The sequence below is a fragment of the Neobacillus niacini genome (assembly GCF_023715415.1).
Lineage (GTDB): Bacteria > Bacillota > Bacilli > Bacillales > Cytobacillaceae > Neobacillus > Neobacillus niacini_C.
This window is the reverse complement of record NZ_JAMBOB010000005.1, coordinates 449,166-473,509: the sequence shown is the minus strand read 5'-3', so window position 1 is coordinate 473,509 and position 24,344 is coordinate 449,166. Positions and strand designations below refer to the sequence as shown.

Sequence of the window (24,344 nt, the reverse complement as noted above, 5' to 3'; positions counted from 1 at the left end):
TTAAACCTCCAGAACGTACTCAATTAGTAAAAAGCATAGTACAAAGAAAATTACATCATAGGCAGCGACCAATTGCAGCCAGGCAATAGCACTCGGTAATTTCTCCATATTAGTAAGAATAATTTTTGTTGCTTGGGTAACACCAATTAATACTGGGCTTGTCATTGGGAAGAGCAAAAGCGGCAATAGCATCTCACTGCTCTTGGAATTGGAAGCTAATGCGGCCAAGAAAGTTCCAATGGCAATAAATCCAAAACTCCCAACAAACAATACTAAAATAAAGTATAAAATACTGCCATTCACTTTAAAATCAAATAGTAGAAATAGGAAAGGAACTGCTACAATTTCTACTATTAATATCATCGAGAAGTTTGCCATGAATTTGCCCAAATAAATACTAGAGGCCTCCATTGGTGCAACCAATAAACCATGCATCGTATCATTCCGCTGCTCAGATACTAACGAGCGATTAAGGCCTAAGATTCCCGAAAATACAATTATGATCCAGACAGCACCTGGAATCACTGCTTTTGTCGTATTGTTGGCTGGATCAAAAGCAAAGCTAAGGACTAAGATGACTAACCCAGCAAATATAATCATCGTACCCAAAACTTGTTTTGTTCTGAGTTCAGAATAAATATCTTTTTTTGCAATTGTGAGGGCTGCTCTAAACATTACAATACTCCCTCCACTAAAGCCTCGTATTTTTCAGAAACTAAACCTAATGATTTATTATTAATGCTAAAATCATCAGCAATCTTTCCGTTCTTCACAATAATAATTCGATCGCAGATTTCAGCTGCTTGTTTGAAATCATGAGTAACCATTAATGTGGTACATCCCTTTTCTTTCATGGAAAGAACAACATTATTTAGAATCGTAATCGCACCTTGATCCAATCCAGTATGCGGTTCGTCTAGAAGCATGATTTTCGGTTCATGGATAATGGCCCTTGCTATCGCAATCCTCTGAATCATCCCTCGGGAGAAATTCTTAACTGGTTCATTAATAAAGAATGACAATCCTACTTCTTTTACCAATTGTCTTGCTCTATTTTCAACGTCCTTGACGCCATACAGCTCACCAAAAAACAATAAATTCTCTAGTGGTGTGTAATGATCGTAGAGTAAGCTGGAATGCGGTAAATACCCAAACAGTTTTTTTACTTTTATATGATCCTTTTTAAGATTCAATCCGTTAATCTTTACATGGCCTGAAGTAGGCTTTATTAATGTTGCCAGTACTTTTAAAAGTGTACTTTTACCCGCTCCATTTGGACCAAGAATAGCAACCGTTTCACCTTGCTTAATTGATAGGTCCACACCTCGAAGAATTAACTTATTGTCGGCTTGCTTTGTAAGCTTCTTTATTTCAATCATCAAGTATCCCTCGCATTCCGACGTTACTCTACAAATTGGCGTAAATTCATCTTAACTTGAACTAAATGCTGCTTATATGCAGACAGTTTGGCTTGATAATCCTCTTCTGACATATTTCCCTCATCGAAATTTTCTTCTAATTCGAGGATTTTATCCATAATCGCTTTTTGCTTAGCCATTAAATTCTTAAATGCATTTTCTTCCTTGTCAGCACCAAGTCTTTTCTCTTCCGCTCTCGCCTTCATTCTAAAGTAAGCAAAATAAGACATCGCTGCAATAATAATAGCAGCCATTACAATTAAGAAAACATGTGGATCCCAACTGCGCAGAGGAGATTGTGACCACATGCGAAGATGACCAGGATTATGGAAGGCAGGTGCTGTTTTTGTTACACTTCCACTAGTTTCACTTGTACCTTGTTCAGTAGAGCCTGAAGCAGCACTTGCAGATGGCTGTTTATCTTTGTCATAAATCATTGTAAAGGCTTGTTTTGCTTGGATGCCTTCAACACTGTATCCCTGATAATTTTGATCATCCATCTTGAAAAGGCCTTGATTAGTTGCTGTAATGTTCTTAAATTCAATACTGCCCATTCCCTCTGGAACAAGAATTTGCATCATTTGTACAGGATAGTCAAAGCTCAGGTTAATTTCCTCACCCTTTGGAATTCTGTAACTGTATGGCAAAACAATTGTCTGATTGGCTGGGATAGGGTCTGTTGTGATGAATCCTGTATCGACCTGTTTTTGGGCAATTTTATTATCTAAAAAGGTAAACCCTGTTGCTCCTGTCGGAATAGTAACATTTAGTACTGCTTCACCATTGCCGTCCCCTTTAAGTTCCTCTGCTGAAGTATTGGTATAGTTCACCATATTCATCATATTAGTTGAACCATCTTCTGCAGGGCTGACGACTAGGTAATGCATATCAACGGATATCGCTGATTCCCCTGCTGCCATTCCATTTAATGGAATGAGCAGCAGCAGTCCGAGAAGGAAAACGGTGACTTTCTTAATCACTTTCCTCCCCCCTTATTATTCTTATGACTCTTCATAGTCGCTTCAATTTCGCTTTCTATTTCAGCCATTAAATCCTTGTCAACTGTTTGAGATGTTATTTGCTCTTCCTCTTCCTTCATAATGCTGACTACTTGGGATTCATATTGCTTCTTTAGATTTTTGTAATCTACATGTGAAATTTTATCCATTTTGTATTCAAACTCTAGTTCATTTAGAGTGGATAAAAGCACTTCTTTATTGGTAGCGGAATCCTGACCCTTATTCGCAAAACTTAAATATGAATTCCAAGAAAAGATGGGTGCAAGGACGAGAAATAAACAAACGAGCACAAGGGCTGCGGTAAATATCATTGAAATGATCGAGATTTCTTGCATTATGTTCACATCCTAAAGATACTTTTTGCGTTCTTCTTCAATCATAGATGAGAGGATTTCTTCTTCCACTTCATCCTTTTCGATTTCGTTGTCTGCGGATAGTTCCTCGCTTCCTTTTTTCTTCACCCATTTACGAATGATAAAGAATATCGCTGCACCTGCAATAGCCAAAGCGACAAAAGGCATTACCCAAGCAACTAAACTGAATCCGCTTTTTTCTGGAGCTGTTAAAATTTCTTCACCATAAATATTGACATAGTATTCACGAATCTTGTCTTTATCCCAGCCCTTATTCATCATTTCAACGATGTCTTCCTTAAAGCCAATGGTGAGATTACAAGTCTTAGGATCGCATTCAAAGTGGTCTTGACCACAGCCGCATGTGCACATAAATTGAGATGCGGCTGCTTCGAATTCCTTAGATTTGTAGTCAAACTCTTTTGCTTCTACTTGAAAAATTGATGCCTGAAAAATAAAGGCAATTAGGAGGAGTCCAATATAAAATTTATTTTTCATATTAAGACACCTCTTTGCGTACTCCTGTGTATCTTGGAGTAATATTTTGATATTTTCCATTCCACACAGCAAACAGTGAGCCGATAACAATCATAAAAGATCCAATCCATAGCCAAGCAATCATTGGATTAATTTTTACAATAAAGGTTGCTTTTCCATCATTCTCCCAATCACTTAATACAACATACAAATCCTCTTTTAAGGATGTGATTAGTCCAACTTCTGATGATGGCTGATCCCAGTTGCCATAGAAAACTTTTTCAGGCTGGATATTTCCGATTCGTTTACCGTTTTTGAATACTGTCATTTCCGCATAAACGATATCATTTATACCCTCTTTTTTCTGATCAAGACGCTCGTAATTAATACGGTAATCCTTCAGTTCGATGGAATCTCCTAATTTTACAGTTTTCATAGTTTGTACGTCATAGTTTTGTGACCCGATTATTCCCATTGCGATAAACGCTATCCCAATATGAACCATATACCCTCCATAACGGCGGCGGTTTTTAGTCATTAAGCGATAGAGTGATAGATAGACTTTTTCATTTGTCATTTTCCTTCTTGCTTTTACTCCACGGTAAAACTCAAGGAAGTGAGTGATTAAGAGAAGAACGATCACTCCAAAGCCGATTACTGCCCAGGCTTTTTGTATTCCAAGTACAACCATTAAAGCCATTGCTGTAACAGCAAGAATTGCTGGAATCAAGAAGTTTTTCTTTAAGTTTTTTAATGATGACCTTTGCCAAGCAAGTAATGGACATACCGCCATTACAAACATCATAGATAATAGAATCGGAGCTTGAACGGTATTAAAGAATGGCATCCCTACTGTAACCTTCGTACCGCGTACAGCTTCTGATACTAATGGGAATACTGTTCCCCAGAATACGCCAAACGCCGCTCCCACCAACAATAGGTTATTAATTAAGAAACTACTTTCTTTTGAAATATAGGAGTTAAACTCACCTGCACTACGTTTAAGTAGGTTGTAACGGCTCATTAAGACATACAATGCTCCAATGACCATTACACCCATAAAGATTAGGAAGTATAATCCTAGATTTGAGTTAGCAAATGCGTGAACCGATGTAAGAACACCACTCCGAACAAGGAATGTTCCAAATAATGTTAATGCATAAGAAGTAATGATTAAGCTTATGTTCCAAATCTTTAACATGTTTTTCCGCTCTTGAATCATAACTGAGTGCAAGAACGCAGTTGCCGTTAACCAAGGCATAAAGGAGGCATTTTCAACGGGATCCCATGCCCAGTAACCGCCCCAGCCAAGCTCAACATATGCCCACTGGCCGCCAAAGATATTACCCAGACTTAAGAACAACCATGCAATAATCGTCCATCGTCTAGTCATTTTAATCCAGAAGTCATCAACATTTTTCAATAATAGTGCTGCCATTGCGAAGGCGAATGGAATGGCAAGTCCAACATAACCTAGGTATAGTGTAACTGGATGGATAATCATTCCCGGATTTTGCAGCATTGGGTTTAATCCATGACCTTCAATTGGAACTTGATCCAACAGTATAAACGGTTTAGCAACAAATCCAAGGATTAAAAAGAAGAATACGATATTTCCTAATAGAATGGCTGAAATATACGGAACCATCGGATTTCCTCTCATTTTGCGTGAGAAGGCAATCATTACAGTATAAAGAACTAGGAAGAAAGTCCACAACAGCAATGAGCCTGAATTCCCAGCCCATAATGCTGTAAGTTTATAAATAATTGGAAGCTCACTGCTGGTATAATCAGTAACATATTCATATTGAAATTGGGAAGTAGCTAGCAAGTAAAATAAGGAAAGCATGGCCATGGAAGCACAAACTAGGATAGCTATTACTCCACCCTTACCACTATTAATTAATTTTTGATTTTTGGTGCTAATCCCCAGCGTGATGATGAGGAGTGAATAGATTGCAAGCGCTAAGCCTACATAAATTGTTGCGTTAGCAAATAAGTACATATCGTCACCTTCTTATTATTTTGCAATTTCTGGTTCTGTTGGTGGCTGATCTAATAGTTTTTTATGTGCTTCAGGATCATAGTTTTCAACATCTTCACCCTCATATTTAGAAGGACATCTTGTTTTAACTGTTTCAGCGACAAATGTATTTTTCTTAGTAGGTGCACCTTGGAGAATAACAATAACACCTTCAGAGAAGTTATCTGGCCTTGTGCCGTTATGGATAACATGCATAAGGTTTCCCTCGTTATCTTCTAAATCAAATTTCAATTCAATTTTATCTGGATTCCATTTAATAGATTCTTCGATTAATAGTCCTTCTACTGTTACAAAATCATCTTTATGTTTTTCTTGGTTAGCCAAGAGATCTTTCATTGTTAATTCGATACCGCTTGATCCTGGTGTAGCTGCCATAAGTAAGAAAACGATTGCCCCTGCGATAATAAATCCACCAAGCATTACGATTGTGTTCTTTTTCACACCTATTCACCCCATTAGATTAATTTTTTCATTTCCTCATCGTACGTCTCTTGATCAATCTTTCCAGTTAAAAGCTTTTTACGTAATTCCTTTTTATCATCAACACTAATTGACTTCGTTTCTTTTTTACTTTGCTGCTTTTTTGGGTGTTGGTTTACTGCTTTAGAACTAGGTGCTTTAGTCGTAGAATATGATTTCCCTTTTAATCCTAAGTAAACAAACACACCAGCTATGATGATGGCGATTCCAATAACGACTGCACCACCAATCCCAATTAGCGGGCGATTTCCATCTGTTTTAGTGGATCCACCTGATCCACCAGAAATTTGATCTGTTGCCGTACCAGTAACACCAGTATGGTTTTCATCATTAGGTGGTTGTTTCTCATTAATAGCATCTAAAGTTGATTTGAAACCATCTTTTTGATAGGAAAATGAATATTTATAGCTTTCTCCCACTTTTACATCTTTGTATTGGTAGTAGAACAGCTCTTCCCCATATTCACTTTTTGTATTATTTGGTGCCTTAGGTTCCAGTGTGATCTCTTTTGCCTCCATTGGAGCATAGAAGATTACGTCTAGTGTTCCAATCTCTGTTGGGTTGCTATATTCGTATGTAAAGCTTCTTTTATCCTTTACATCCACTGAGCTCGTATAGTACTCGACAACGAATCTATATGATTCATTATTCTTAATTGCTTTTGAAGGTTTCCAAGAAATCGTTCCCTTTTCTTTATCTACATCAAATGGCCGTTGTACTTCAGGCTTATTGTCTTCTGGAAATTCAGCAACTAAGTACGCTTGGAAGCCTTTTTCACCAGCTGGAACAGCTAATTCTACCTTCCCATCAAAATCCTGCCCGCTTTTGTTTGTAAAAGTTCCATATTGTCCCACAAGTAAAGATGGGGTATCTTTTTCCCAACCTTCTGGGTAATCAAACTCTGGCATTACCTGAATTTGCATTTCAGTATAAGGAAACTTCTCTGGCTGAAAGGTTGTTTCGGCCTTAGCGTTTGAAATAATAAAACTAGATAAAAATGAAGTAATTACAAATAAAGCCAGCAACTTATTTTTAAGCATGTTAATCCTCCTTGAGCTCCTAAAGAATCTATTTTCACTATAGCCCTCTTTGAAATAAATATAATATTAATCATCTATGTATAGTTGATTCACTTATGAACATTTTGTAAATGAGGTATAAACGTTGCGTTTTTGTCAAAAAATGCCCACAGAATGTTCACATTTATCCATTTTCCATAAATATCCCCCTGTTTTTTATATATCCCATCTAGTACTATAAACCCTAACCTATATACCTAATTGACTAGAAAATGAACGTTTTGTTAATTTAGTAGATACTAAAAACCCTGAATCCGAAGATCCAGGGTTTTTGTTATTTCGCTTCTAACGAACGTATATAGGTCACAATATCCGTAATGTCTTCTTTCTCAAGCTCTCTTACTCCATCTAGGCCCTTCAATGATGCTGCCATTCTTGTATCATCACGGCCATATGCTGTACCAATCCAAATTTGCTTATCGGTAGTAAATTTCAAGAATTGTGGATTTGATAGAGCAGTTCCCATCTTTAATTTACCGCTGCCCGCTTCGCCATGACAGTTAAGGCAATATAAATTATATAGTTTTTCACCATTTACAATATTACCTGCAATTGTTTTAGGAACCTCAAAATCGATTTCTTCAGACTGCCAATTCCTTACATAAGCAACAACATTATTTAATTCGTCCTCTGAAAGTCTTGGTCCATAGCTAGGCATTCCTGTACCTTCTCTGCCAAATTTAACACTATTGAAAATGTCTTTGTCACTGAAAGCACTCAAATATTGTTGATTATTAATAGCTGTACCAGCATTTTTGCCTTCACCTTTGCCATTTTCACCATGACAAATCAAGCACTGCTTGTTATAAATCTTTTCACCTGCTGCAATTGCTTCACTATTCTTACTTGTAAAAATATCGCTATTAACGATACAAATAATAATCCCAATTATTATAACGATGTAAAGGCCATATAGTATTTTTTTCATAGGTTATCCCTTACTTAGGTTCTGGCGTCGGAGTAGGCTCCCCAAAATCTTGATACTTTGTAGTGATTAGGTCATATATTTTCTTAGGGCTTTTACCGTCTAAATGCATTTCTACCGCCTCCCGGGCGATATCTATACAGACGTCTCAGGATATACTCATTGAGTCCCAGCCGGTAACGGCATTGTCTTCTCCAAATGAATCAATATAGCAATCCAGGTTACTTTCATGCCCATCTTGCGCATAACAGCCGCAATAACAAGGAACACCTGCTACTACTTCTGGGTAGTTCGATACCATAGCATATGTTTCCTGAACTAAATCAGAAGAGTTTAAAACATAATCTGGTAATGGTAAATGTTTCTTATCTAATGTCACATTCGTCTCTTTGGAGTTACCGCAGGCTGCTACTAGTAGACCGATAGCCATACAGAGAAACAAGAGAGAGAGAATTTTTTTCATTGTTGTGTCACCCCTTTTGTTTATATGTTTTCGATTCTACTTAATTTTAGCAAAAACTATTCACCATAATAGAAACTAATTATTACTATTTAGTGAAGTTTTCACAATAGAGAAAGTAATAAACCTTTCATTATAAACAAAGGCTGTGTTAATGGAAATTGTTGATTGGAGCGGAAGGGCGCTTGACTCCTGCGGGATGCACGAGCTGAGTGAGACCCCGCAGGAGCGAAGCTGTGAGGAGGCTCACGGGCGAGCCCGCGGAAAGCATAGCGCCCTCGTGACAGGCAAAGACCGCCTGTCCCTGTGGTGATTATTCCCGGAAGCATTCCTTAGTGGAGCGCAAATCAACAGCCTAATTTAACACAGCCTAAATAAAAAAACTAAGACCCGGGTATTTCGGTCTTAGTTCTTTGAGTTAATTATGCACGAGAAACATAGGATGATTCTGTAGTGTTGATAATTAATTTATCACCTTGATTAACGAAGAAAGGAACTTGAACGGTAAGTCCTGTTTCAAGAGTTGCAGATTTGGTTCCACCTGAAGAAGTATCACCTTTGATACCTGGCTCTGTTTCAGCAACTTCTAGAACAACTGTATTAGGCAGCTCTACACCAAGTGTTTCATAGTTAAACATCATGATGTGTACTTCCATATTCTCTTTTAAAAACTTTAATTCATATTCGATATTGTTTGCTGGCAGCTCAACCTGCTCGTATGATTCCATATCCATAAAGATATGCTGATCACCACTTGCATATAGATATTGCATTTTACGATTATCAATTTGTGCTTTTTCAACTTTTTCACCAGCACGGAATGTTTTTTCTTGAATTGCTCCATTACGCAGGTTACGAAGCTTAGAACGAACAAATGCCGCACCTTTACCTGGTTTTACATGTTGGAAATCAAGTACGCGCCATAGTCCGCCATCCACTTCAATGGTGAGACCAGTTTTAAAATCATTAACAGAAATACTCATATTATATCCTCCTATGTCTATTACAAAATAATAAGTTCTTTTGTGGAATGAGTAAAAGCTTCGTTATGGTCTTTCGAAATGAGAGTATCATCCTCAATCCGAACCCCGCCAAGGCCTGGTATGTAGATACCTGGTTCAACCGTAACAATCATGCCTGGTTCTAAAACCATATCTGAACGCATAGAAAGCGTTGGACCTTCATGGACTTCAAGACCAATACCGTGACCTGTTGAATGCCCAAAGTACTCTCCATAACCTTTTTCCGTTATGTAATCCCTTGTAAGTGCATCTGCCTCTTTACCGGTCATTCCAGGTTTTATTCCAGCCATTCCTCTTAGCTGTGCTTCAAGAACAATTTCGTAAATCTCCTTCAGTTTTGCTTCAGGTTCTCCTACTGATACTGTTCTTGTTATATCTGAAACATAACCGTTATAATAGGCACCAAAGTCTAAGGTTACAAAATCTCCTTTTTCAATGACTTTGTCACTTGCAACTCCATGTGGGAGAGCTGAACGATTCCCTGATGCAACAATAATATCGAAAGAAGAAGATGTTGCTCCTGCTTTTCTCATAAAGAACTCTAACTCATTGGACACATCCAGCTCCGTTTTTCCTGGACGAATAACATCCAAAATATGCTTAAATGCAGCGTCGGCAATATCCGCTGCTACCTTTAATATCTTAATCTCTGCTTCTGTCTTAATCAAGCGTAACTTTTCAATTACACCTGAAACAGGAACAAGTTCTGCTTCCACTTCTTTTTCATAAGCTTTATAAGTAGCAAATGTTAGATGATCCTCTTCAAACCCAAGTTTTTTTATCCCAAGTTTTTTTGCTTGTTTAGCAACCTCTTCAACAAGTGTACCGGTCATTTTAACAACTTCATAACCTTCGCATTCGTTGGAAGCTTGCTCAACATAACGGAAGTCCGTAATAAATTGTGCCTTATCAGCACTTATGAGAACTGCCCCAGCCGAACCAGTAAAGTTTGTCATATAGCGACGGTTAAATTGACTTGTAATTAGGAAACCATCAATTCCATATGTAGAAAAACTTGATCTTAATTTATCTATCTTTCCCATCTTCTCCCACTCTCCCATATGTAATCCAGCAGTAAAATTGCCTTATTCCATAATATCAAAAATATTTTAACACATCTCAGTCCATAAAGACTAATAAAGCTTTAAGAGGCTGTCTCATTTTCTTCCATATGATTATTTTCATACTCATAATTTATGGAATAACCAATAAATAGGCCATAAACCAAATATAAACAAATTGAAGTAATGACGGTATTACGACTTAATTCTAAAAATGGCTTCATTTCTGAAAAAACGGGATTCAATACTAAGTACACAATCAAGAATAGTGCTATACCATAGCCTAATCCCAACCATATACCGTTGAATTTTTTTAGTGCAATCGAATATACAAAAGCACCACCAACCGATAAAATCCCAAGTAATATAATTGAAATGACAGTCCCCAGCCACTCATTTTTCCATTCCCCTAATGCCCATGGACCTAGTATGATATTAGGACGAATTTCAGTGAAATTGAAGTAGTATGCAAAAAAACCAACAGTCCCCCAAAATAGACCTCCAAATAATCCTGTCCAAAATACGACAGTAACAAAAGACATAGGTTTTGGATATTTTGATTTTTCAGGACTTTTACCCATATATAAATTCCTCCAGTAAAATTATTGACTTGCCCAATATGTAATCAGCATTATTATGCCCTACCCACGTTAATCCCTTGCATAGAATAAAATTTTTAATTGGAAATATTATGTCATCCTAGAGGTTTTTTCATATATGAAGTAGAATTAAATAGTAAGTACAAACAATTTTTTACATCCTACAATTTAAACCTTTCTATCTTTTGCATGCAATACGAAAGAACTAGTTGAAGAGTGTTTATATTACAGCAATAAGCTGAATAAAATATTAAAAACATTATTATTTATGAGTTTAAAAAATTAAGAAAATGATTAAGATGCTGTTAGGGAGGTGGCTTTCTTGAAAAATCGGATTTCCGTTCCTTTGGTTGGTAGTGTTATTGTTTTAGGAATAATTGGCATTGTTGCATCATTTACAAGTGATCCTATTGGTTTTCTTAAGAATATCGTAGTGTTCGCATTGGTTGGTTTAGTCATTTATTTTGTTTTCAGACTAATTCGCAGGTCGAATCCAAGGAATAAAGAGCAGCAGGCCTTTATCAAAGCAGCTAAGAAATCGAAAAAAAGGCTACAAACTAAAGGCGGCGAACAATCTACAAAAGGTACATCTTTTGGTTCACTAACTTCTTTAAAGAGAAGTAAAATGACTAAAAAGAAATCCCCTGTTCACTTAACAGTTATCGATGGTAAAAAAGGCAAAAAGAAAAATCGAGCGTCTTTATAAGCGCTCGATTTTTTCTATTTTATTTATGGAAATACAAACCTTTAATAACACCAAGTCTTAAAAAAATTTTGTGCGGAATTTCGACCCAATTGAAAAAGCTCTTGTTTCTTTTCCTCTGTCAAATGGAACTCCATTGTCAACGCACCTTCAGTAGGGATAAAAATGATATTCTTTTCATGCTTTCTTGAAATATAACGTGAATCATGCGCATCCTTCATCGTTTCAAATAAAGCACCAAATAATTGAACCGCATTCTTGATTTGATGCTTTTCATGCTCATACTCATTTGCACTTAATTTAATTCCAATGACTGGTCTTACTTTTTGAAGATTTTCTCTGTCAAAGAGCCACATCGGGAAATTGCTTAATACCCCGCCATCCACTATAACATTTACCCCATCCATCGATTTCATTTTCACAGGTTCAAAAAAATATGGGATACTGCAGCTCATTCTTACAGCTTTTGCAATGGAGAAGGATCCAGGAGCAATACCATATTTCACCAAATCATCTGGCAATACAAGCAACCTGCCGTTAGAAAGGTCTGAGGCAACAATCCTTAAGTTTTGAGGAGGTAAGTCTGAAAAGGTTCTTATGCCTTTTGCGGCTAATTTTTCTTCGATCCATTTTTCTAATTCATTGCCTTTATATAATCCCAACTTCCAATAAACAAACAACCATTTAGCCAGTGGAAAAGGTATAATCATTTTACGAGCATCAAGAAAATTTGTTAAATCCAATTCATCAAGAAGTTGCTCCATTTCACTACTACCATAACCAGCTGCAATAAATGCGGCAACAATTGACCCTGCACTGGTCCCTGCAACTCTTTCGAATCGGAAACCTCTATTTTCAATTTCTTGAATGGCCCCAATAAGGGCAAACCCTTTTATTCCTCCTCCAGAAAAAACACCGTCTATTTTCATGGCAGCCACTCCTAAGGTAACTCATTGTTACATTTTTAAGCAGGAGAACCATGAAATAGTACGGTGTACAAGTAAAAAAATAATTTTTTTAAGTAAAATATTCAACAACTGCATTTGGAAAATATTCATTAATATATTGGCGAATGGTGGTTTCTAATTCATTCGCTTCTTCTGTTGGATAGACATATTTACCAATTCCATAGCGCCCCCATTTATATTTTCGCTTTTCCTCATCCATTTCAAGCTTGGTTTTCGGGTACCTCTTGGCAATTACATTCTTTGCCGGTTTTGTAAAGCGATGCTGAATGAGTTCAAAGGTTAAATCTGGTATTTCTATTCCTGATAGTTCGGCACTTAACCTCTCAAACAATTCACGATAGCCTTCCTTCCAATCGTCATGCAAATATATAGGGGCGATAATAAACCCTAATGGGTAATTTGCCTTCGCAACCTTCCTTGCAGCTGATAACCGATCTTCAAAGGAAGATGTACCTGGCTCAAAATTCTTTATCACATACCGCGAATTCACACTAAAACGGAATCTTGTCCTTCCGTTATGTTTGGCATCAAGCAGATGATCCACATGATGGAATTTTGTAACAAACCTCAGCAAGCCAAACTCCGATTGTCCAATAAATTCAATTGTTTTCTTTAGCGAATGTGTTAAATGATCTAGTCCAACAATGTCCGAGGTACATGCGGCTTCAAATCGAGTTACCTCTGGCTTACGTTCATCCATATATTTTTGAGCTTGTTCAAAAATATCCTCTAGATTTACATAGGTTCTAATATATGGCTTGCTTCCAAGTGTTGTTTGTAAATAGCAATAATGGCAATGCCCCATGCAGCCAGTGGCTAAAGGAATGGCATATTCTGCAGAAGGTTTGGAAGTGTCAAATTTCAAGGTCTTTCTAATTCCGACCACAAGGGTAGATTTTGCATTCCGGTATTTCTGAAGTTCATTATCACCTGGTAAATCCCGTATTTGATTATGGGAGGTAGTCTCACGAATTTCAAGATTCAGTTTTTCAAATTTTTCTTTTAGTTCTCTTCCAAGAGGGTATTCCAATGCTCTAGGTTCAAAGTAAACTAATTGAGGCATAAATGGTTCCAAGTTGGTTCCTCTTTTCAATCTGTTTTTTATAGTATGAACATTTAGGAATGATTAACATAGTTCAAAATTTGGATATTTTTTGTCTACAAATTGTTCACTCCCACACTCTCTTTCTTCATATCATCAACACAAAAATTCTCTATACTTTACCTATTATTTAGTTGGTTCATTAATTGGTAAAGGTAGGGAACTTTATGAGTATAATAAAAGAACGTATAAAGGTATATGAAATGACCTGTACATCCTGTGAGAAGCGTGTTGAGAGAACAGTAAAAAAGTTAGATGGGGTCCTCGATGTAAAAGCTAGTTTTAGCAGTCAATTTGCGGAAATTGAATATGATAATCATGTTTGCGATGTAAAAAAAATAAAAAATGCGATTGAAAGTGTAGGTTATAGTACCCAAAGCCCTAAAGACTTTAAGTTTATTGGCATTATGATTGCCGTAGCGGCCGTTGTGTTACTAGGAATAAACTCTGGAAATTACGATATGGAATCACAATTAAATAATGCCTCATATGCAGTATTATTTGTAGTTGGAGTGATTACTTCTATCCATTGTGTAGGTATGTGCGGTGGAATCATGCTTTCGCAAAGTATTGGTAAAGAAAGCAAGAACAAATTTGATGCAATAAAGCCAGCACTTTTATATAACACTGGAAGAGTGGCCGCTTATACGGTACTTGGCGGGGTTATAGGTGCTATTGGATCGGTTTTCGCTCTGTCTTTAACTGCTAAAGCTGGCTTGCAGTTATTTGCCGGTGTTTTCATGATTATGATGGGCTTTAATATGGCTGGTTTTAAGGCCTTTAGAAAATACCAAATAAAATTGCCAAATATGGCTTGTAAAGCGATGAGTAAACCAAGAGCACCATTTTTTGTCGGACTACTCAATGGAGTAATGCCTTGCGGTCCCCTGCAAACCATGCAAATATTTGCACTAGGTACAGGCAGTGCTTTCGCTGGTGCCTTATCGATGTTTATGTTCTCTATTGGAACAGTTCCGCTCATGCTGACATTTGGAGCATTATCAGGGTTGTTGACAAAAGGGTACACAAAAAAAATACTTAAGTTTAGCGGTGTGTTAATTATTATGCTCGGCCTTATTATGAGTAACAGAGGGCTTGCCTTAGCAGGCATGAATATCAGTCCAATGGCTCTAATGTCCAGTGTGGGAGCTTTCGGTGATATAAATGCCACATCAGCCTCATCCGATATGATTAAAGCAACCATTAAGGATGGGGTTCAGGTTTTAAATATGACAGCTAATGTTTATGGCTATACACCAAAAACACTTTATGTCCAAAAGGGAATGCCGCTGAAATGGGTTATTAATGGTGAAGAAATTACTGGCTGTAATAATACGATTGTTGTGCCAGGTATGAATATTCAACAGAAGCTCCAAAGTGGGAATAATCTAATTGAATTTACACCAGGGAGTGAAGATCTTAATTTTAGCTGCTGGATGGGAATGAAGCGTGGAGTAATGAAGGTTGTAGATGATTTGGAAGCTATCACGGCTTCAGGCAGTGACGGAGATGGGCTAGATTCTGCTGTTACTGCACCCCCAGCAGAACCTGCTAAGCCTAGTATCTACGGTAAAGATTTTAGTAAGGTAGCCACCGAACGATTAGTTAAAAAAGCGGAAGTGGCTGCTAATGAGCAGACAATTAATATAAAGGGAATTGGATATGAGTTTGAGCCGCTTATTACGGTGGTTAATAAAGGTATCAATACAAAAATGGCTTTAGACCTAACAGACTTTGATAATGCGGAAGGATACTTTATGATTCTAAATTCATCAACCATGCAAATTGTTACCGATTTTACCGGGACAAAGGGAATCAATACTATTGAATTTACAATAAGTAATAGTGGTTCATATGCTATCTACCTGAATGAACAAGAATTACTAGGAATTATTGAAGTGGTTGATGATTTAAATACAGTGGACTTCGAAGCAGTTAGAGCGAAATATATTCAATAACCAATAAACAAAAAGAGTCTTGGTAATCGATTGATTACCAAGACTCTTTTTGTTTATCTAGCTGGAGTCAAATTTTGGTCACAGATTTGCGTTAATTTGTTGAATTTATATAGACCTTCACTGTCGTTCCTATTCCTTCATCACTCACAACCTCAATCAGCGCATTGTGAAGCTCTAGTATGTTCTTTACAATCGTTAATCCGATACCATTTCCTTCAATTTGATTCCTGCTTTTATCGCCTCTATAAAGCCTTTCAAAAATAAAGGGTAAATCCTCCTGTCTGATCCCCATGCCGTTATCTTTTATTTCTAAAATGATATTTTTATTTTCTTTATATAGATTAATAAGTACTTTTCCATTGCTTTCAGTAAATTTAATAGAGTTTGATAATAAATTAATTATTACTTGTTTTATCTTATCTTTATCCCCAATCATTTGATAGGTTTCATCAGGTTGAATCACATATTCGATGGAAATATTTTTACAATCACCACAAACAAAAAAATCTTTACTCATCTCAGTAATTAAATCATCAAGGTGAATGGTTTCATAATTAAGCTTAATACTTTCTGATTCAAACTCCTTTAAGAGGTTTAAGTCATTTACTAATTTTCCAAACCGAATGACTTCCTCATTTAAGTAATTTAATCCCTCTTTTGTTACTGGAACTACACCGTCAATCATGGCCTCAAGATTATTTTGAAGGACATTCAAAGGTGTTCTAATTTCATGTGTAATATCCGACACTAACCTTTTTCTAAGCGTGTCCTGATGCTTTAATTTTCCAGCAAGGATGTTTACGCTCTTTCTTAAATCCTCTAATTCTTCAATATTACTTTTAATAGTTGAAACGGTATCAAAGTTACCTTGAGATAAGCTTACAGACATTTTTGCTACTTCCCGAATCGGTGTTGAAAATTGTTTTGAAAAATATAGACTCAAGCTAATAATGATAATAAGGGTGAGAGCACCACTGGCAATGATGCTTTTATTTATAGACGATTTAAAAGTTAAATCTTCTTCTGATAAAAGCACAGATGAATATTGTCCAATATCGACAAAACCGACTACCTTCCCATCCACGTTAATGTCAAATGTTTTGGTTGTATAAACCCCGCTCTCATGTCCTGACATTTCCCCTATGTGGATTTGGGTTTGTAAGTGCTCTGGGTCCATTCCCCAGACTGCATGTTTCCTGCTATCTAAAAGGGTCAAACAATAATTTCCCATATAAGCCTCATGCATTAATTCTATACCTGTATCTGAGGACCATTTCCCTTCCCTTTTGTAGACTTCTTCAAAATAAGAAACAATTCTTTCATACCTCTTGTTCTGGATTTCAATCATGTATTCGTTAAATTTATTGGAAACTGTCATATTAACAAAAATAGTAACTAAGAGGATAGCAGCGACCGCTGATAATACCAATAAAATACTTAATCTTCGGCTGATAGATTGCACCTACTTCTCACCACCAAATTTATATCCTGCTTTCATAACCGTAAGAACATATTTTGGATTCTTCGTATCTATTTCTATCTTTTTACGAATATTTTTTATATGCACATCAATGGTCCGATCATAGCCGCTAAAATCCACACCAAAGATTTTATCAATCAGTTGTTCTCTCGATAACACACTTCCTTTTGCTGAAACAAGGGCACAAATAATATCGAACTCATTAGGTGTAAATGGGACATCTTGTTTCAAAATTTGGACTGTTCTTTTATCACAATCAATTCTTAAATAACCATCGTCAAAAATAACCTTTGAAGAAGGAAATTTGGAGCTAATTCTCCTAAATAAAGCATTTACTCTTGCGGTTAATTCTCTTGGACTGAATGGTTTTATTAAATACTCATCAGCACCTATATTTAATCCCTCTATTTTGTCATTTAATGATCCTTTTGCTGTCAGCATAAAGATATGCACATCCGATGATTGACGAATAATCTTACAAACTTCTTCGCCGCTAATATCAGGCAGCATTAAATCTAATATAATTAATTTAAAATCCACTGTTTTTAATAGATCCAACCCTTTTAAGCCAGAGATTGCACAATGAACGGTATAACCCTCTTTTTCTAAATAACCCTTTATGACAGTTGAAACACTTTCCTCATCTTCAATTAGTAAAATATGATTCATACGATTTCACCCAGCTTATTAAATTTGATTCCTTGTAAATAAGTATAATAGTTAAAGATAGTGAAAAATGTGAAAAAGGCTGACAATTATGTGTCAGCCTTTTTGCGGTATCATTAGAGTTTTACTTTTTGTAATCGTAAAGCGTTAAGGACAACGGAAACAGAACTGAATGCCATTGCTGCGCCTGCTAGCCAAGGAGCTAAGAAGCCGAGTGCTGCAAATGGTATTCCCAGTGAATTATAGGCGAGTGCCCAGAAAAGATTTTGCTTGATATTTGTTATCGTCTTTTTACTCATGAAAATTGCGTCTGCAATACTATTTAGATCCCCGCGAATAAGGGTTATGTCAGCTGCCTCCATTGCCACATCTGTTCCAGTTCCTATCGCCATTCCAATATCAGCAACCGCAAGCGCCGGAGCATCGTTAATCCCATCGCCGACCATCGCTACTTTTTTGCCTTGTGCCTGTAACTTCTTAATTTCAGCTGCCTTGCCCTCTGGAAGAACTTCTGCAATTACGTTTTCAATTCCAGCCTGTTTTGCGATAGCTAAGGCGGTCTGCTGATTATCACCTGTAATCATAATGACCTTAAGCCCCATGTCTTTCAGTCGGTTGATGGCACTTTGTGATGTTTCTTTAATCGTGTCAGCAACAGCAACGGTACCTGCATAATGTCCGTTTATAGCTGTAAGCATCGCTGTCTTTCCTGCCCTTTCTAATTCATTCATTTTTTCAAAAGCAGAAGCGGCCTCTACGTTGTACTTATTCATTAATTTTCTAGTACCAATTAATAATTCTTTCCCATCAACCACAGCCCTGATTCCAAAACCAGGAATGGCTTCAAATTCAGTTACATCTTTAAAGTGAATTCCTTTTTCCTTTATCCCCTGGACAATCGCTTGAGCTAAGGGATGCTCCGATTGCTTTTCAGCTGAACCAATCAATGATAGTAATTCTTCCTCGTCGAAGGTTTCGGCTGTGATTACATCTGTTAAAACAGGTGTACCGTTTGTTACTGTTCCGGTTTTATCCAATACAACAGTGGTTATACGGTGGGTCATTTCTAAATGTTCTCCACCTTTAAACAGAATTCCATATTCTGCAGACCTTCCTGAGCCAGCCATTATTGATGTTGGTGTGGCCAATCCTAATGCACATGGGCAGGCAATAACAAGGACGGCTATCATTTTTTCTAAGCTTTCCGCAAAATCCCCAGGGGCTACCCATACGAACCAAATAATAAAAGTAAGAACCGCAATTCCAACCACGATTGGTACGAATACCCCTGATATTTTATCTGCAAGTCGTTGAATGGGAGCCTTAGAACCTTGTGCTTCTTCCACTACTTTAATAATTTGTGCTAAGGCAGTATCTTTTCCAACCTTTTTAGCTTCTACTTTTAAAAACCCGTTTTTGTTAAGCGTTGCGCCGATTGTCTCATCACCAATAGTCTTATCAACAGGAACACTTTCACCAGTTAGCATGGACTCATCAATGGCTGAATGACCTTCTATGATTTTTCCATCAACAGGTATTTTTTCGCCAGGTTTTATATATAGAATATCTCCTACGACAACCTCTTCAAGTGGTATTACCAGTTCTTTCCCTTCTCTTTCAACTGTAGCACTCTTAGCTTGCAGCCCCATTAATTTCTTAATCGCTTCTGAGGAACGTCCTTTAGCTTTTGCCTCGAAAAGCTTACCTAAGATAATTAAGGTAATAAGGACTGCACTTGTTTCGTAATAGAGCTCAAGTGAGTGGGTACCCATCGAAATTGACATGATTGACAAATATAAACTATAAAAATAAGCGGCTGACGTACCTAGAGAAACTAGAACATCCATATTGGCACTTTTATTCTTTAAGGCTTTATAAGCACCTATATAAAACTGACCTCCAATAAAAAACTGAACGGGTGTTGCCAATGCCAGTTGAAACCATGGATTCATAAATAATTCAGGCACCCATATAAAAGAAGTAAATGTAAAGTGTCCAACCATTGCCCATAATAATGGAAGTGAAAGGATGGCAGAAAAAATAAACTTGTTTGTTTGCTTTTTTATTTCCTTCTGACGATAGTCGCTTGTTTCTTTTGCTGCCTCCTTTACACGAGCTCCGTAACCAAGATTTTCTACCTTTTTTATTATGTCATTAGGGGTTAAAGCCGTTCCATTATACTCAACCGTTGCTTTTTCAAGTGCCAGATTCACATTCGCCTTAACAACACCATCTAATTTACTCAAACCCTTTTCTATTCTCATTGAGCAGGCTGCACAAGTCATTCCAGTAATATCAAATTCAGCTTTTTCGGTTACTACATCATAACCAAGGTCTCTTATCTTTTTTTCAATATCTTCGACCTTTAGTTTTTGTGGATCGTATTTAATTGCTGATTTTTCTAATGCAAGATTTACGGTTGCAGTTTCTACACCTTCTAATTTATTTAATCCTTTTTCAATCCTTAAGGCACAAGCAGCACAAGTCATTCCAGAGATTTGTAAATTGGTTTCTTTTAAAACTTGAGACATAGAAGTCACCCCTTTTATACCCCGTGTGGGTATATTTTATTTTAAAAAGAACGTGCTATTCACTAGCACGTGTCTTTTCCTATTTTTACTCTACGTCGTAACCTTGGTCATCAATTGCTTCTTTGATTTTATCTAGTGATACCTCTTGATTGTTATATTCCACATCAACCGTATTAGCTTTTAAGTTAACTTTTACAGAGCTTACTCCGTTTAGTTCACCAACACTGCCTTCAACTGCTTTTACACAGTGATCGCATGACATTCCTTGCACGTTTAAAGTAACTTTTTCCATTGTATATACACCCTTTCATAATTACACTTTTTTAACCTTGTAATAGAGGTAAGGTTCTTAAGTATATTTAACCATACCCCCCTACCCTATGTAAAGTGATTTTTATAAGTTCAACTTTATTATTTCCAACTTTCACATTCTGTTCATATAACCTTATTTTTATCCAAGAGTTACAATGACCAGTAGGTAAGTGTGTCAAATATTCCCAACAGAATAATCAGTATTCCTGAAACTCTTTGTATGGAAGTCCCAAACTTTCTTCCCTTTTTCATTAATACTCCGCCACCGCCTAAGTACCAAATAATTAAAATAAAAAGGATAAGCGGCAAAGCAGTTCCTATTGCAAATACAGAAGGCAGGATAAATCCGTATGTGCTGGACAAAACAATTGGCATCAAGGTAACAAAGAATAGGATAAACATGGTTGGACAAAAAGCAAGTGAAAAACTGAAACCTAACATAAAGGAGCCTAATGGAGTTTCTCGTTTGTACTCTTTAGATCCTTTAAATAAATGGATTGTCCCTTTTAGTTTAATGAATCCAATCATATATAACCCGACAATAATAAGTAATGGCCCTATAATTTTGCGGATCCAGGGAAAATAGGAAATTAGGCTATCTTGAATTTCTCTTCCTAATATCCATACAAGACCTCCTAATAAAGAGAAGGCAGCTACTTTTCCTAATGTAAAAAAGAGAACATCCTTCCAGACAATTTTCTGTTGAAAGGAGCGGTTGCCATACAGTGTTAAAGCACTGATGTTTCCAGTCAGTTGACAAGGTGCAAGTGCACCGACAATGCCCAAAAGGAGCGCAAAGATAATTGGCCATGATTCCAAGTTATTGGCTATGATAAAAAACGGTTTGCTGACAAAAGAACTGAATTGACTCAATAAATTGTACATATTATCACCTGCAATCTAGAAAACATCTATTTACTACTATTTCAATAGTACTCAGATTATATGAAGATGATATGAAGAGATTTCGACAATTTTTCAACAACTTCCCTAAATTATATAAATTTTTCTATCTATATTTAATTATATTATTAATATTATTTACAAACAAATTACACGTCCCACCCGAAGAAAGACTTACAATTAAACATAAGTATCTATTTTATAAAATTCAAAGGGGGATTTATGAGACAAAATATTTTTTTAGAAATCCTTATTGTTTCTACCAAGCTCGGTTTAACATCATTTGGTGGACCCGTTGCTCATTTAGGATATTTTCATGAAGAGTATGTTCGAAAGAGAAAGTGGTTAGACGAACAGGGATATGCCAACCTAGTTGCACTGTGTCAATTCTTGCCTGGTCCTGCCAGCAGTCAGGTTGGAATTGGTATTGGCGTATTGCGTGGCGGGTTATTTGGGGGAATACTAGCATTTATTGGTTTTACCATTCCTTCAGTCATTGCACTGATTCTTTTTGCTCTTATTCTACAAGAGATGGATATTGGTAATACAAGCTGGATTCATGGATTGAAAATAGTGGCAGTTGCGGTTGTAGCTCATGCCATTATGGGTATGGCACAAAAGCTAACCCCAGACATTTCTCGAAAAACAATTGCTCTGTTTGCCTTGATAGGAACTCTTCTATGGCAAACAGCCTTCGCACAGGTAGGTATAATCCTTCTAGCAGCAGGGGTTGGATACTTTATTTACAAGGAGCAAAAGGAAGATTCGTCTACCTATATACAGGTTCCAATTTCCCAAAGGTTTGCTTTTGTTTGTTTAGGTTTATTTTTTGGATTATTGATTGTTCTGCCTATATTAAGAGAGTTGACAGGTTCGAGCTTGGTGGCAATGTTTGATAGCTTTTACCGTTCCGGTTCTTTAGTCTTTGGCGGCGGTCATGTGGTTTTACCATTATTGGAACGCGAATTTGTTCCAAGTGGCTGGCTTAGTAAAGACGCATTCCTAACTGGATATGGTGCTGCCCAGGCTGTACCTGGACCGTTGTTTACCTTTGCTGCCTATATAGGTGCGGTGATGGATGGATGGGCTGGGGGCTTGCTGGCAACCTTTGCAATCTTTCTCCCTGCGTTTTTATTGGTTTTGGGTGCATTGCCATTTTGGGTAAGCTTAAGCCGTAATCCAAAGATAAAAGGTGCATTGATGGGAGTAAATGCAGCAGTAGTAGGTATTTTAATTTCTGCCTTTTATACTCCAATTTGGACTAGTTCTATACTTGGACCAATGGATTTTGCTTTTGCGGCACTATTGTTTAGCATGCTTGACTTTTGGAAGATGCCGCCATGGGTGGTTGTGGTTACGGGAATCATTTGGGGGTTACTTGCTAGGTTTTATTAAGCAATTAGTGTAAAAAAAGGGTAACAATTATACAAAAAGAATCCATTTTGAAAATAGATTTATCAAAATGGATTCTTCTCTAGTGAAATGTGGCAGGTTTTGTGGATCTCCTTCAGAATGTGCACCGAATACCTCCCTCTAATTAATGATTAAATAAAAAAACAATTAACTTTTTAAACTCTTACTTCTCGGCCTAACCAATCGGGGTGCAATATCATAAAGATTTTGATTAGTCTTTCCATTATAGATACTATAAAGATTTGACTTTGATACCCCCGTCTGGTTCATGATTTCTTTAATTGTTAAATCAGTATTTAGCAGCAAATAAACAGCTTCTTTAATCTTTTCCCTAGAAGAAATTGGATCTTTGAATATGCTCATTTCTCTTGGTCTTATTTCCTTTGGAGACTTAGTATATAATTGCGTCCACCTTTCTCCTAAATAAATCGAGCGTACTCTTTGGTAGGATAATCCTGTTTCCTCCGATATGACTCTTAGCGATTTATCAGTGTTTAACAATAAATATACAACTTTTTTTGCAGTCTCCAGTTGTCTCATTCCTACTCTTTCCAAAGTATTCTCAAAAACTATCTTTTCAGTATTAAATTTTAACGGATGCTGCTTCCCAACATGCGCTTTCCTATGACATGGTTCGCATAAAGAAACTAGATTATCTAACTTATTTGCTTCTGAATAATCATTAAAATATACAAATGGTACTTTATGATGTACTGATAATTCTTGTCCATATTCTTTTTCTGTTATTCTACAGCTTGGATTCTGGCAGGTATAACTGTCACGTTTTCTCGCCCTCTTTCTTTGATGTAACCAATTGGGACCATAATATTTTTTACCACCTGTCTTTAAATCCTCTGAAATTAAAGAATCAAAGAATGTTTGACCAATACTTTTACACACTTGTGAACAATAAAATTTGGTTTTGGCATGACATGACGAAACCCATATTGGTTTATCACAAACTTTGCAAAGCCGAAAAAATCCCGTTACCTTCAATAAACCATTTCTTACATTTTCACAATATTTACAACACGTATATAATCTCTTAGAATACCTTGAAGGAGAAGGAAAAACTCGTTGGCAAATAACACATTCATAATATTCAAACTTATAGTAATTGGGATAACTTCGAATACTAAAAATTGAATCTAAATTTGATTTAGAATTTCCCATCAAAAAATCCCCTCTCCATTATAAGGATAAATTACTCTACTAAGTAGAGTATATAACAAGAACATTTGTTCTTAAATAGGAAATTCAAAAATCTTTAGGGAAATATATCAAAAGTTTTTCGTTTCTGTATCAAATAAGAAAAAGGGAATCAGCTTAATTATCGCTGATTCCCTTTGATATTTCCTATCTGCTAAGGAA

At 36.6% G+C, this 24,344-nt stretch carries 24 protein-coding genes; 3 read left to right on the top strand and 21 right to left on the bottom strand.

The window, feature by feature from the left end; genetic code table 11:
• The 13 genes from M3189_RS14425 to M3189_RS14365 form a co-directional block, all read right to left on the bottom strand.
• Nucleotides 1–675, bottom strand: a complete 675-nt coding sequence (locus tag M3189_RS14425; RefSeq protein WP_251634748.1) for a heme exporter protein CcmB — start codon at nucleotides 673–675, stop codon at nucleotides 1–3.
• On the bottom strand, nucleotides 675–1,379 hold the full coding sequence (ccmA, locus tag M3189_RS14420; RefSeq protein ID WP_251634747.1) for a heme ABC exporter ATP-binding protein CcmA: 705 nt from the start codon (nucleotides 1,377–1,379) through the stop codon (nucleotides 675–677). Before ccmA ends, M3189_RS14425 begins: the two co-directional genes overlap by 1 nt.
• A 23-nt stretch (nucleotides 1,380–1,402) precedes the next feature.
• Entirely contained in the window at nucleotides 1,403–2,398 is a 996-nt protein-coding gene (locus M3189_RS14415; RefSeq protein ID WP_251634746.1) for a hypothetical protein, read from the bottom strand.
• The gene (locus M3189_RS14410) at nucleotides 2,395–2,772 is read right to left on the bottom strand and encodes a hypothetical protein (RefSeq protein ID WP_251634745.1); all 378 of its coding nucleotides are present in this window, start codon (nucleotides 2,770–2,772) and stop codon (nucleotides 2,395–2,397) included. The genes M3189_RS14415 and M3189_RS14410 overlap by 4 nt, the downstream gene beginning before the upstream one ends.
• A gap of 12 nt (nucleotides 2,773–2,784) precedes the next feature.
• Entirely contained in the window at nucleotides 2,785–3,288 is a 504-nt protein-coding gene (locus M3189_RS14405) for a cytochrome c-type biogenesis protein (RefSeq protein WP_251634744.1), read from the bottom strand.
• A gap of 1 nt (nucleotide 3,289) precedes the next feature.
• Complete coding sequence (locus M3189_RS14400) at nucleotides 3,290–5,272, bottom strand: heme lyase CcmF/NrfE family subunit (protein ID WP_251634743.1); 1,983 nt, start codon at nucleotides 5,270–5,272, stop codon at nucleotides 3,290–3,292.
• 15 nt (nucleotides 5,273–5,287) lie between these two features.
• On the bottom strand, nucleotides 5,288–5,752 hold the full coding sequence (locus tag M3189_RS14395) for a cytochrome c maturation protein CcmE (RefSeq protein WP_251634742.1): 465 nt from the start codon (nucleotides 5,750–5,752) through the stop codon (nucleotides 5,288–5,290).
• A gap of 14 nt (nucleotides 5,753–5,766) precedes the next feature.
• The gene (locus tag M3189_RS14390) at nucleotides 5,767–6,831 is read right to left on the bottom strand and encodes a hypothetical protein (RefSeq protein ID WP_251634741.1); all 1,065 of its coding nucleotides are present in this window, start codon (nucleotides 6,829–6,831) and stop codon (nucleotides 5,767–5,769) included.
• Nucleotides 6,832–7,144: 313 nt separating this feature from the next.
• Nucleotides 7,145–7,798, bottom strand: coding sequence for a c-type cytochrome (locus tag M3189_RS14385; protein WP_251634740.1), 654 nt, complete (start codon nucleotides 7,796–7,798; stop codon nucleotides 7,145–7,147).
• A gap of 10 nt (nucleotides 7,799–7,808) precedes the next feature.
• Entirely contained in the window at nucleotides 7,809–8,258 is a 450-nt protein-coding gene (locus M3189_RS27165) for a PCYCGC motif-containing (lipo)protein (protein WP_353057427.1), read from the bottom strand.
• Nucleotides 8,259–8,677: 419 nt separating this feature from the next.
• The gene (efp, locus tag M3189_RS14375; protein ID WP_251634739.1) at nucleotides 8,678–9,238 is read right to left on the bottom strand and encodes an elongation factor P; all 561 of its coding nucleotides are present in this window, start codon (nucleotides 9,236–9,238) and stop codon (nucleotides 8,678–8,680) included.
• 20 nt (nucleotides 9,239–9,258) lie between these two features.
• Nucleotides 9,259–10,320 carry a M24 family metallopeptidase gene (locus tag M3189_RS14370; RefSeq protein WP_251634738.1) on the bottom strand — a complete coding sequence of 354 codons (1,062 nt, stop codon included), beginning with the start codon at nucleotides 10,318–10,320 and terminating at the stop codon, nucleotides 9,259–9,261.
• A gap of 101 nt (nucleotides 10,321–10,421) precedes the next feature.
• A complete protein-coding gene (locus M3189_RS14365) occupies nucleotides 10,422–10,919 on the bottom strand; it encodes a YqhR family membrane protein (RefSeq protein ID WP_251634737.1) in 498 nt (165 codons plus the stop codon).
• A 331-nt stretch (nucleotides 10,920–11,250) separates the two neighbouring features.
• Here M3189_RS14365 and M3189_RS14360 point away from each other — a divergent pair, with 331 nt between their 5' ends.
• Entirely contained in the window at nucleotides 11,251–11,643 is a 393-nt protein-coding gene (locus tag M3189_RS14360) for an SA1362 family protein (RefSeq protein WP_251634736.1), read from the top strand.
• Nucleotides 11,644–11,684: 41 nt separating this feature from the next.
• On the opposite strand, the gene M3189_RS14355 is transcribed toward M3189_RS14360, so the two are convergent.
• Together M3189_RS14355 and splB are read right to left on the bottom strand one after the other, a co-directional pair.
• The gene (locus M3189_RS14355; RefSeq protein WP_251634735.1) at nucleotides 11,685–12,569 is read right to left on the bottom strand and encodes a patatin-like phospholipase family protein; all 885 of its coding nucleotides are present in this window, start codon (nucleotides 12,567–12,569) and stop codon (nucleotides 11,685–11,687) included.
• An 88-nt stretch (nucleotides 12,570–12,657) separates the two neighbouring features.
• A complete protein-coding gene (gene splB, locus M3189_RS14350; protein ID WP_251634734.1) occupies nucleotides 12,658–13,683 on the bottom strand; it encodes a spore photoproduct lyase in 1,026 nt (341 codons plus the stop codon).
• A 194-nt stretch (nucleotides 13,684–13,877) separates the two neighbouring features.
• On the opposite strand from splB, the gene M3189_RS14345 reads away from it, so the two are divergent.
• Nucleotides 13,878–15,668, top strand: a complete 1,791-nt coding sequence (locus M3189_RS14345; protein ID WP_251634733.1) for an urease accessory protein UreH domain-containing protein — start codon at nucleotides 13,878–13,880, stop codon at nucleotides 15,666–15,668.
• Between the two features lie 91 nt (nucleotides 15,669–15,759).
• Here the strand turns inward: M3189_RS14345 and M3189_RS14340 are convergent, their stop codons facing one another.
• From M3189_RS14340 to M3189_RS14320, 5 genes are all read right to left on the bottom strand, one after another.
• Complete coding sequence (locus M3189_RS14340; RefSeq protein WP_251634732.1) at nucleotides 15,760–17,130, bottom strand: sensor histidine kinase; 1,371 nt, start codon at nucleotides 17,128–17,130, stop codon at nucleotides 15,760–15,762.
• Entirely contained in the window at nucleotides 17,131–17,817 is a 687-nt protein-coding gene (locus M3189_RS14335) for a response regulator transcription factor (RefSeq protein WP_251634731.1), read from the bottom strand. It abuts the gene before it with no gap.
• A 113-nt stretch (nucleotides 17,818–17,930) separates the two neighbouring features.
• Nucleotides 17,931–20,345 (bottom strand): heavy metal translocating P-type ATPase, encoded by a 2,415-nt coding sequence (locus M3189_RS14330; protein ID WP_251634730.1) that lies wholly within the window; start codon nucleotides 20,343–20,345, stop codon nucleotides 17,931–17,933.
• Between the two features lie 85 nt (nucleotides 20,346–20,430).
• A complete protein-coding gene (copZ, locus tag M3189_RS14325) occupies nucleotides 20,431–20,637 on the bottom strand; it encodes a copper chaperone CopZ (RefSeq protein ID WP_251634729.1) in 207 nt (68 codons plus the stop codon).
• Between the two features lie 170 nt (nucleotides 20,638–20,807).
• Nucleotides 20,808–21,542, bottom strand: a complete 735-nt coding sequence (locus tag M3189_RS14320; protein ID WP_251634728.1) for an urease accessory protein UreH domain-containing protein — start codon at nucleotides 21,540–21,542, stop codon at nucleotides 20,808–20,810.
• A gap of 240 nt (nucleotides 21,543–21,782) precedes the next feature.
• On the opposite strand from M3189_RS14320, the gene M3189_RS14315 reads away from it, so the two are divergent.
• Nucleotides 21,783–22,955: a chromate transporter gene (locus tag M3189_RS14315; RefSeq protein ID WP_251634727.1), complete on the top strand. Its 1,173-nt coding sequence runs from the start codon at nucleotides 21,783–21,785 to the stop codon at nucleotides 22,953–22,955.
• 165 nt (nucleotides 22,956–23,120) lie between these two features.
• On the opposite strand, the gene M3189_RS14310 is transcribed toward M3189_RS14315, so the two are convergent.
• Entirely contained in the window at nucleotides 23,121–24,146 is a 1,026-nt protein-coding gene (locus M3189_RS14310; protein WP_251634726.1) for an HNH endonuclease, read from the bottom strand.
• Between the last annotated feature and the right edge of the window lie 198 nt (nucleotides 24,147–24,344).

Excerpts from the sequence above, each read along its gene's own strand:
- M3189_RS14355 (WP_251634735.1), bottom strand. The coding sequence starts at position 12,569 with ATGAAAATAGACGGTGTTTTTTCTGGAGGAGGAATAAAAGGGTTTGCC.
- M3189_RS14370 (WP_251634738.1), bottom strand. The coding sequence starts at position 10,320 with ATGGGAAAGATAGATAAATTAAGATCAAGTTTTTCTACATATGGAATT.
- M3189_RS14330 (WP_251634730.1), bottom strand. The coding sequence starts at position 20,345 with ATGTCTCAAGTTTTAAAAGAAACCAATTTACAAATCTCTGGAATGACT.
- M3189_RS14410 (WP_251634745.1), bottom strand. The coding sequence starts at position 2,772 with ATGCAAGAAATCTCGATCATTTCAATGATATTTACCGCAGCCCTTGTG.
- efp (WP_251634739.1), bottom strand. The coding sequence starts at position 9,238 with ATGAGTATTTCTGTTAATGATTTTAAAACTGGTCTCACCATTGAAGTG.
- M3189_RS14345 (WP_251634733.1), top strand. The coding sequence starts at position 13,878 with ATGAGTATAATAAAAGAACGTATAAAGGTATATGAAATGACCTGTACA.
- M3189_RS14390 (WP_251634741.1), bottom strand. The coding sequence starts at position 6,831 with ATGCTTAAAAATAAGTTGCTGGCTTTATTTGTAATTACTTCATTTTTA.
- M3189_RS14400 (WP_251634743.1), bottom strand. The coding sequence starts at position 5,272 with ATGTACTTATTTGCTAACGCAACAATTTATGTAGGCTTAGCGCTTGCA.
- ccmA (WP_251634747.1), bottom strand. The coding sequence starts at position 1,379 with ATGATTGAAATAAAGAAGCTTACAAAGCAAGCCGACAATAAGTTAATT.
- copZ (WP_251634729.1), bottom strand. The coding sequence starts at position 20,637 with ATGGAAAAAGTTACTTTAAACGTGCAAGGAATGTCATGCGATCACTGT.
- M3189_RS14365 (WP_251634737.1), bottom strand. The coding sequence starts at position 10,919 with ATGGGTAAAAGTCCTGAAAAATCAAAATATCCAAAACCTATGTCTTTT.
- M3189_RS14425 (WP_251634748.1), bottom strand. The coding sequence starts at position 675 with ATGTTTAGAGCAGCCCTCACAATTGCAAAAAAAGATATTTATTCTGAA.
- M3189_RS14335 (WP_251634731.1), bottom strand. The coding sequence starts at position 17,817 with ATGAATCATATTTTACTAATTGAAGATGAGGAAAGTGTTTCAACTGTC.
- M3189_RS14320 (WP_251634728.1), bottom strand. The coding sequence starts at position 21,542 with ATGTACAATTTATTGAGTCAATTCAGTTCTTTTGTCAGCAAACCGTTT.
- M3189_RS14315 (WP_251634727.1), top strand. The coding sequence starts at position 21,783 with ATGAGACAAAATATTTTTTTAGAAATCCTTATTGTTTCTACCAAGCTC.
- M3189_RS14405 (WP_251634744.1), bottom strand. The coding sequence starts at position 3,288 with ATGAAAAATAAATTTTATATTGGACTCCTCCTAATTGCCTTTATTTTT.
- M3189_RS14310 (WP_251634726.1), bottom strand. The coding sequence starts at position 24,146 with ATGGGAAATTCTAAATCAAATTTAGATTCAATTTTTAGTATTCGAAGT.
- M3189_RS14385 (WP_251634740.1), bottom strand. The coding sequence starts at position 7,798 with ATGAAAAAAATACTATATGGCCTTTACATCGTTATAATAATTGGGATT.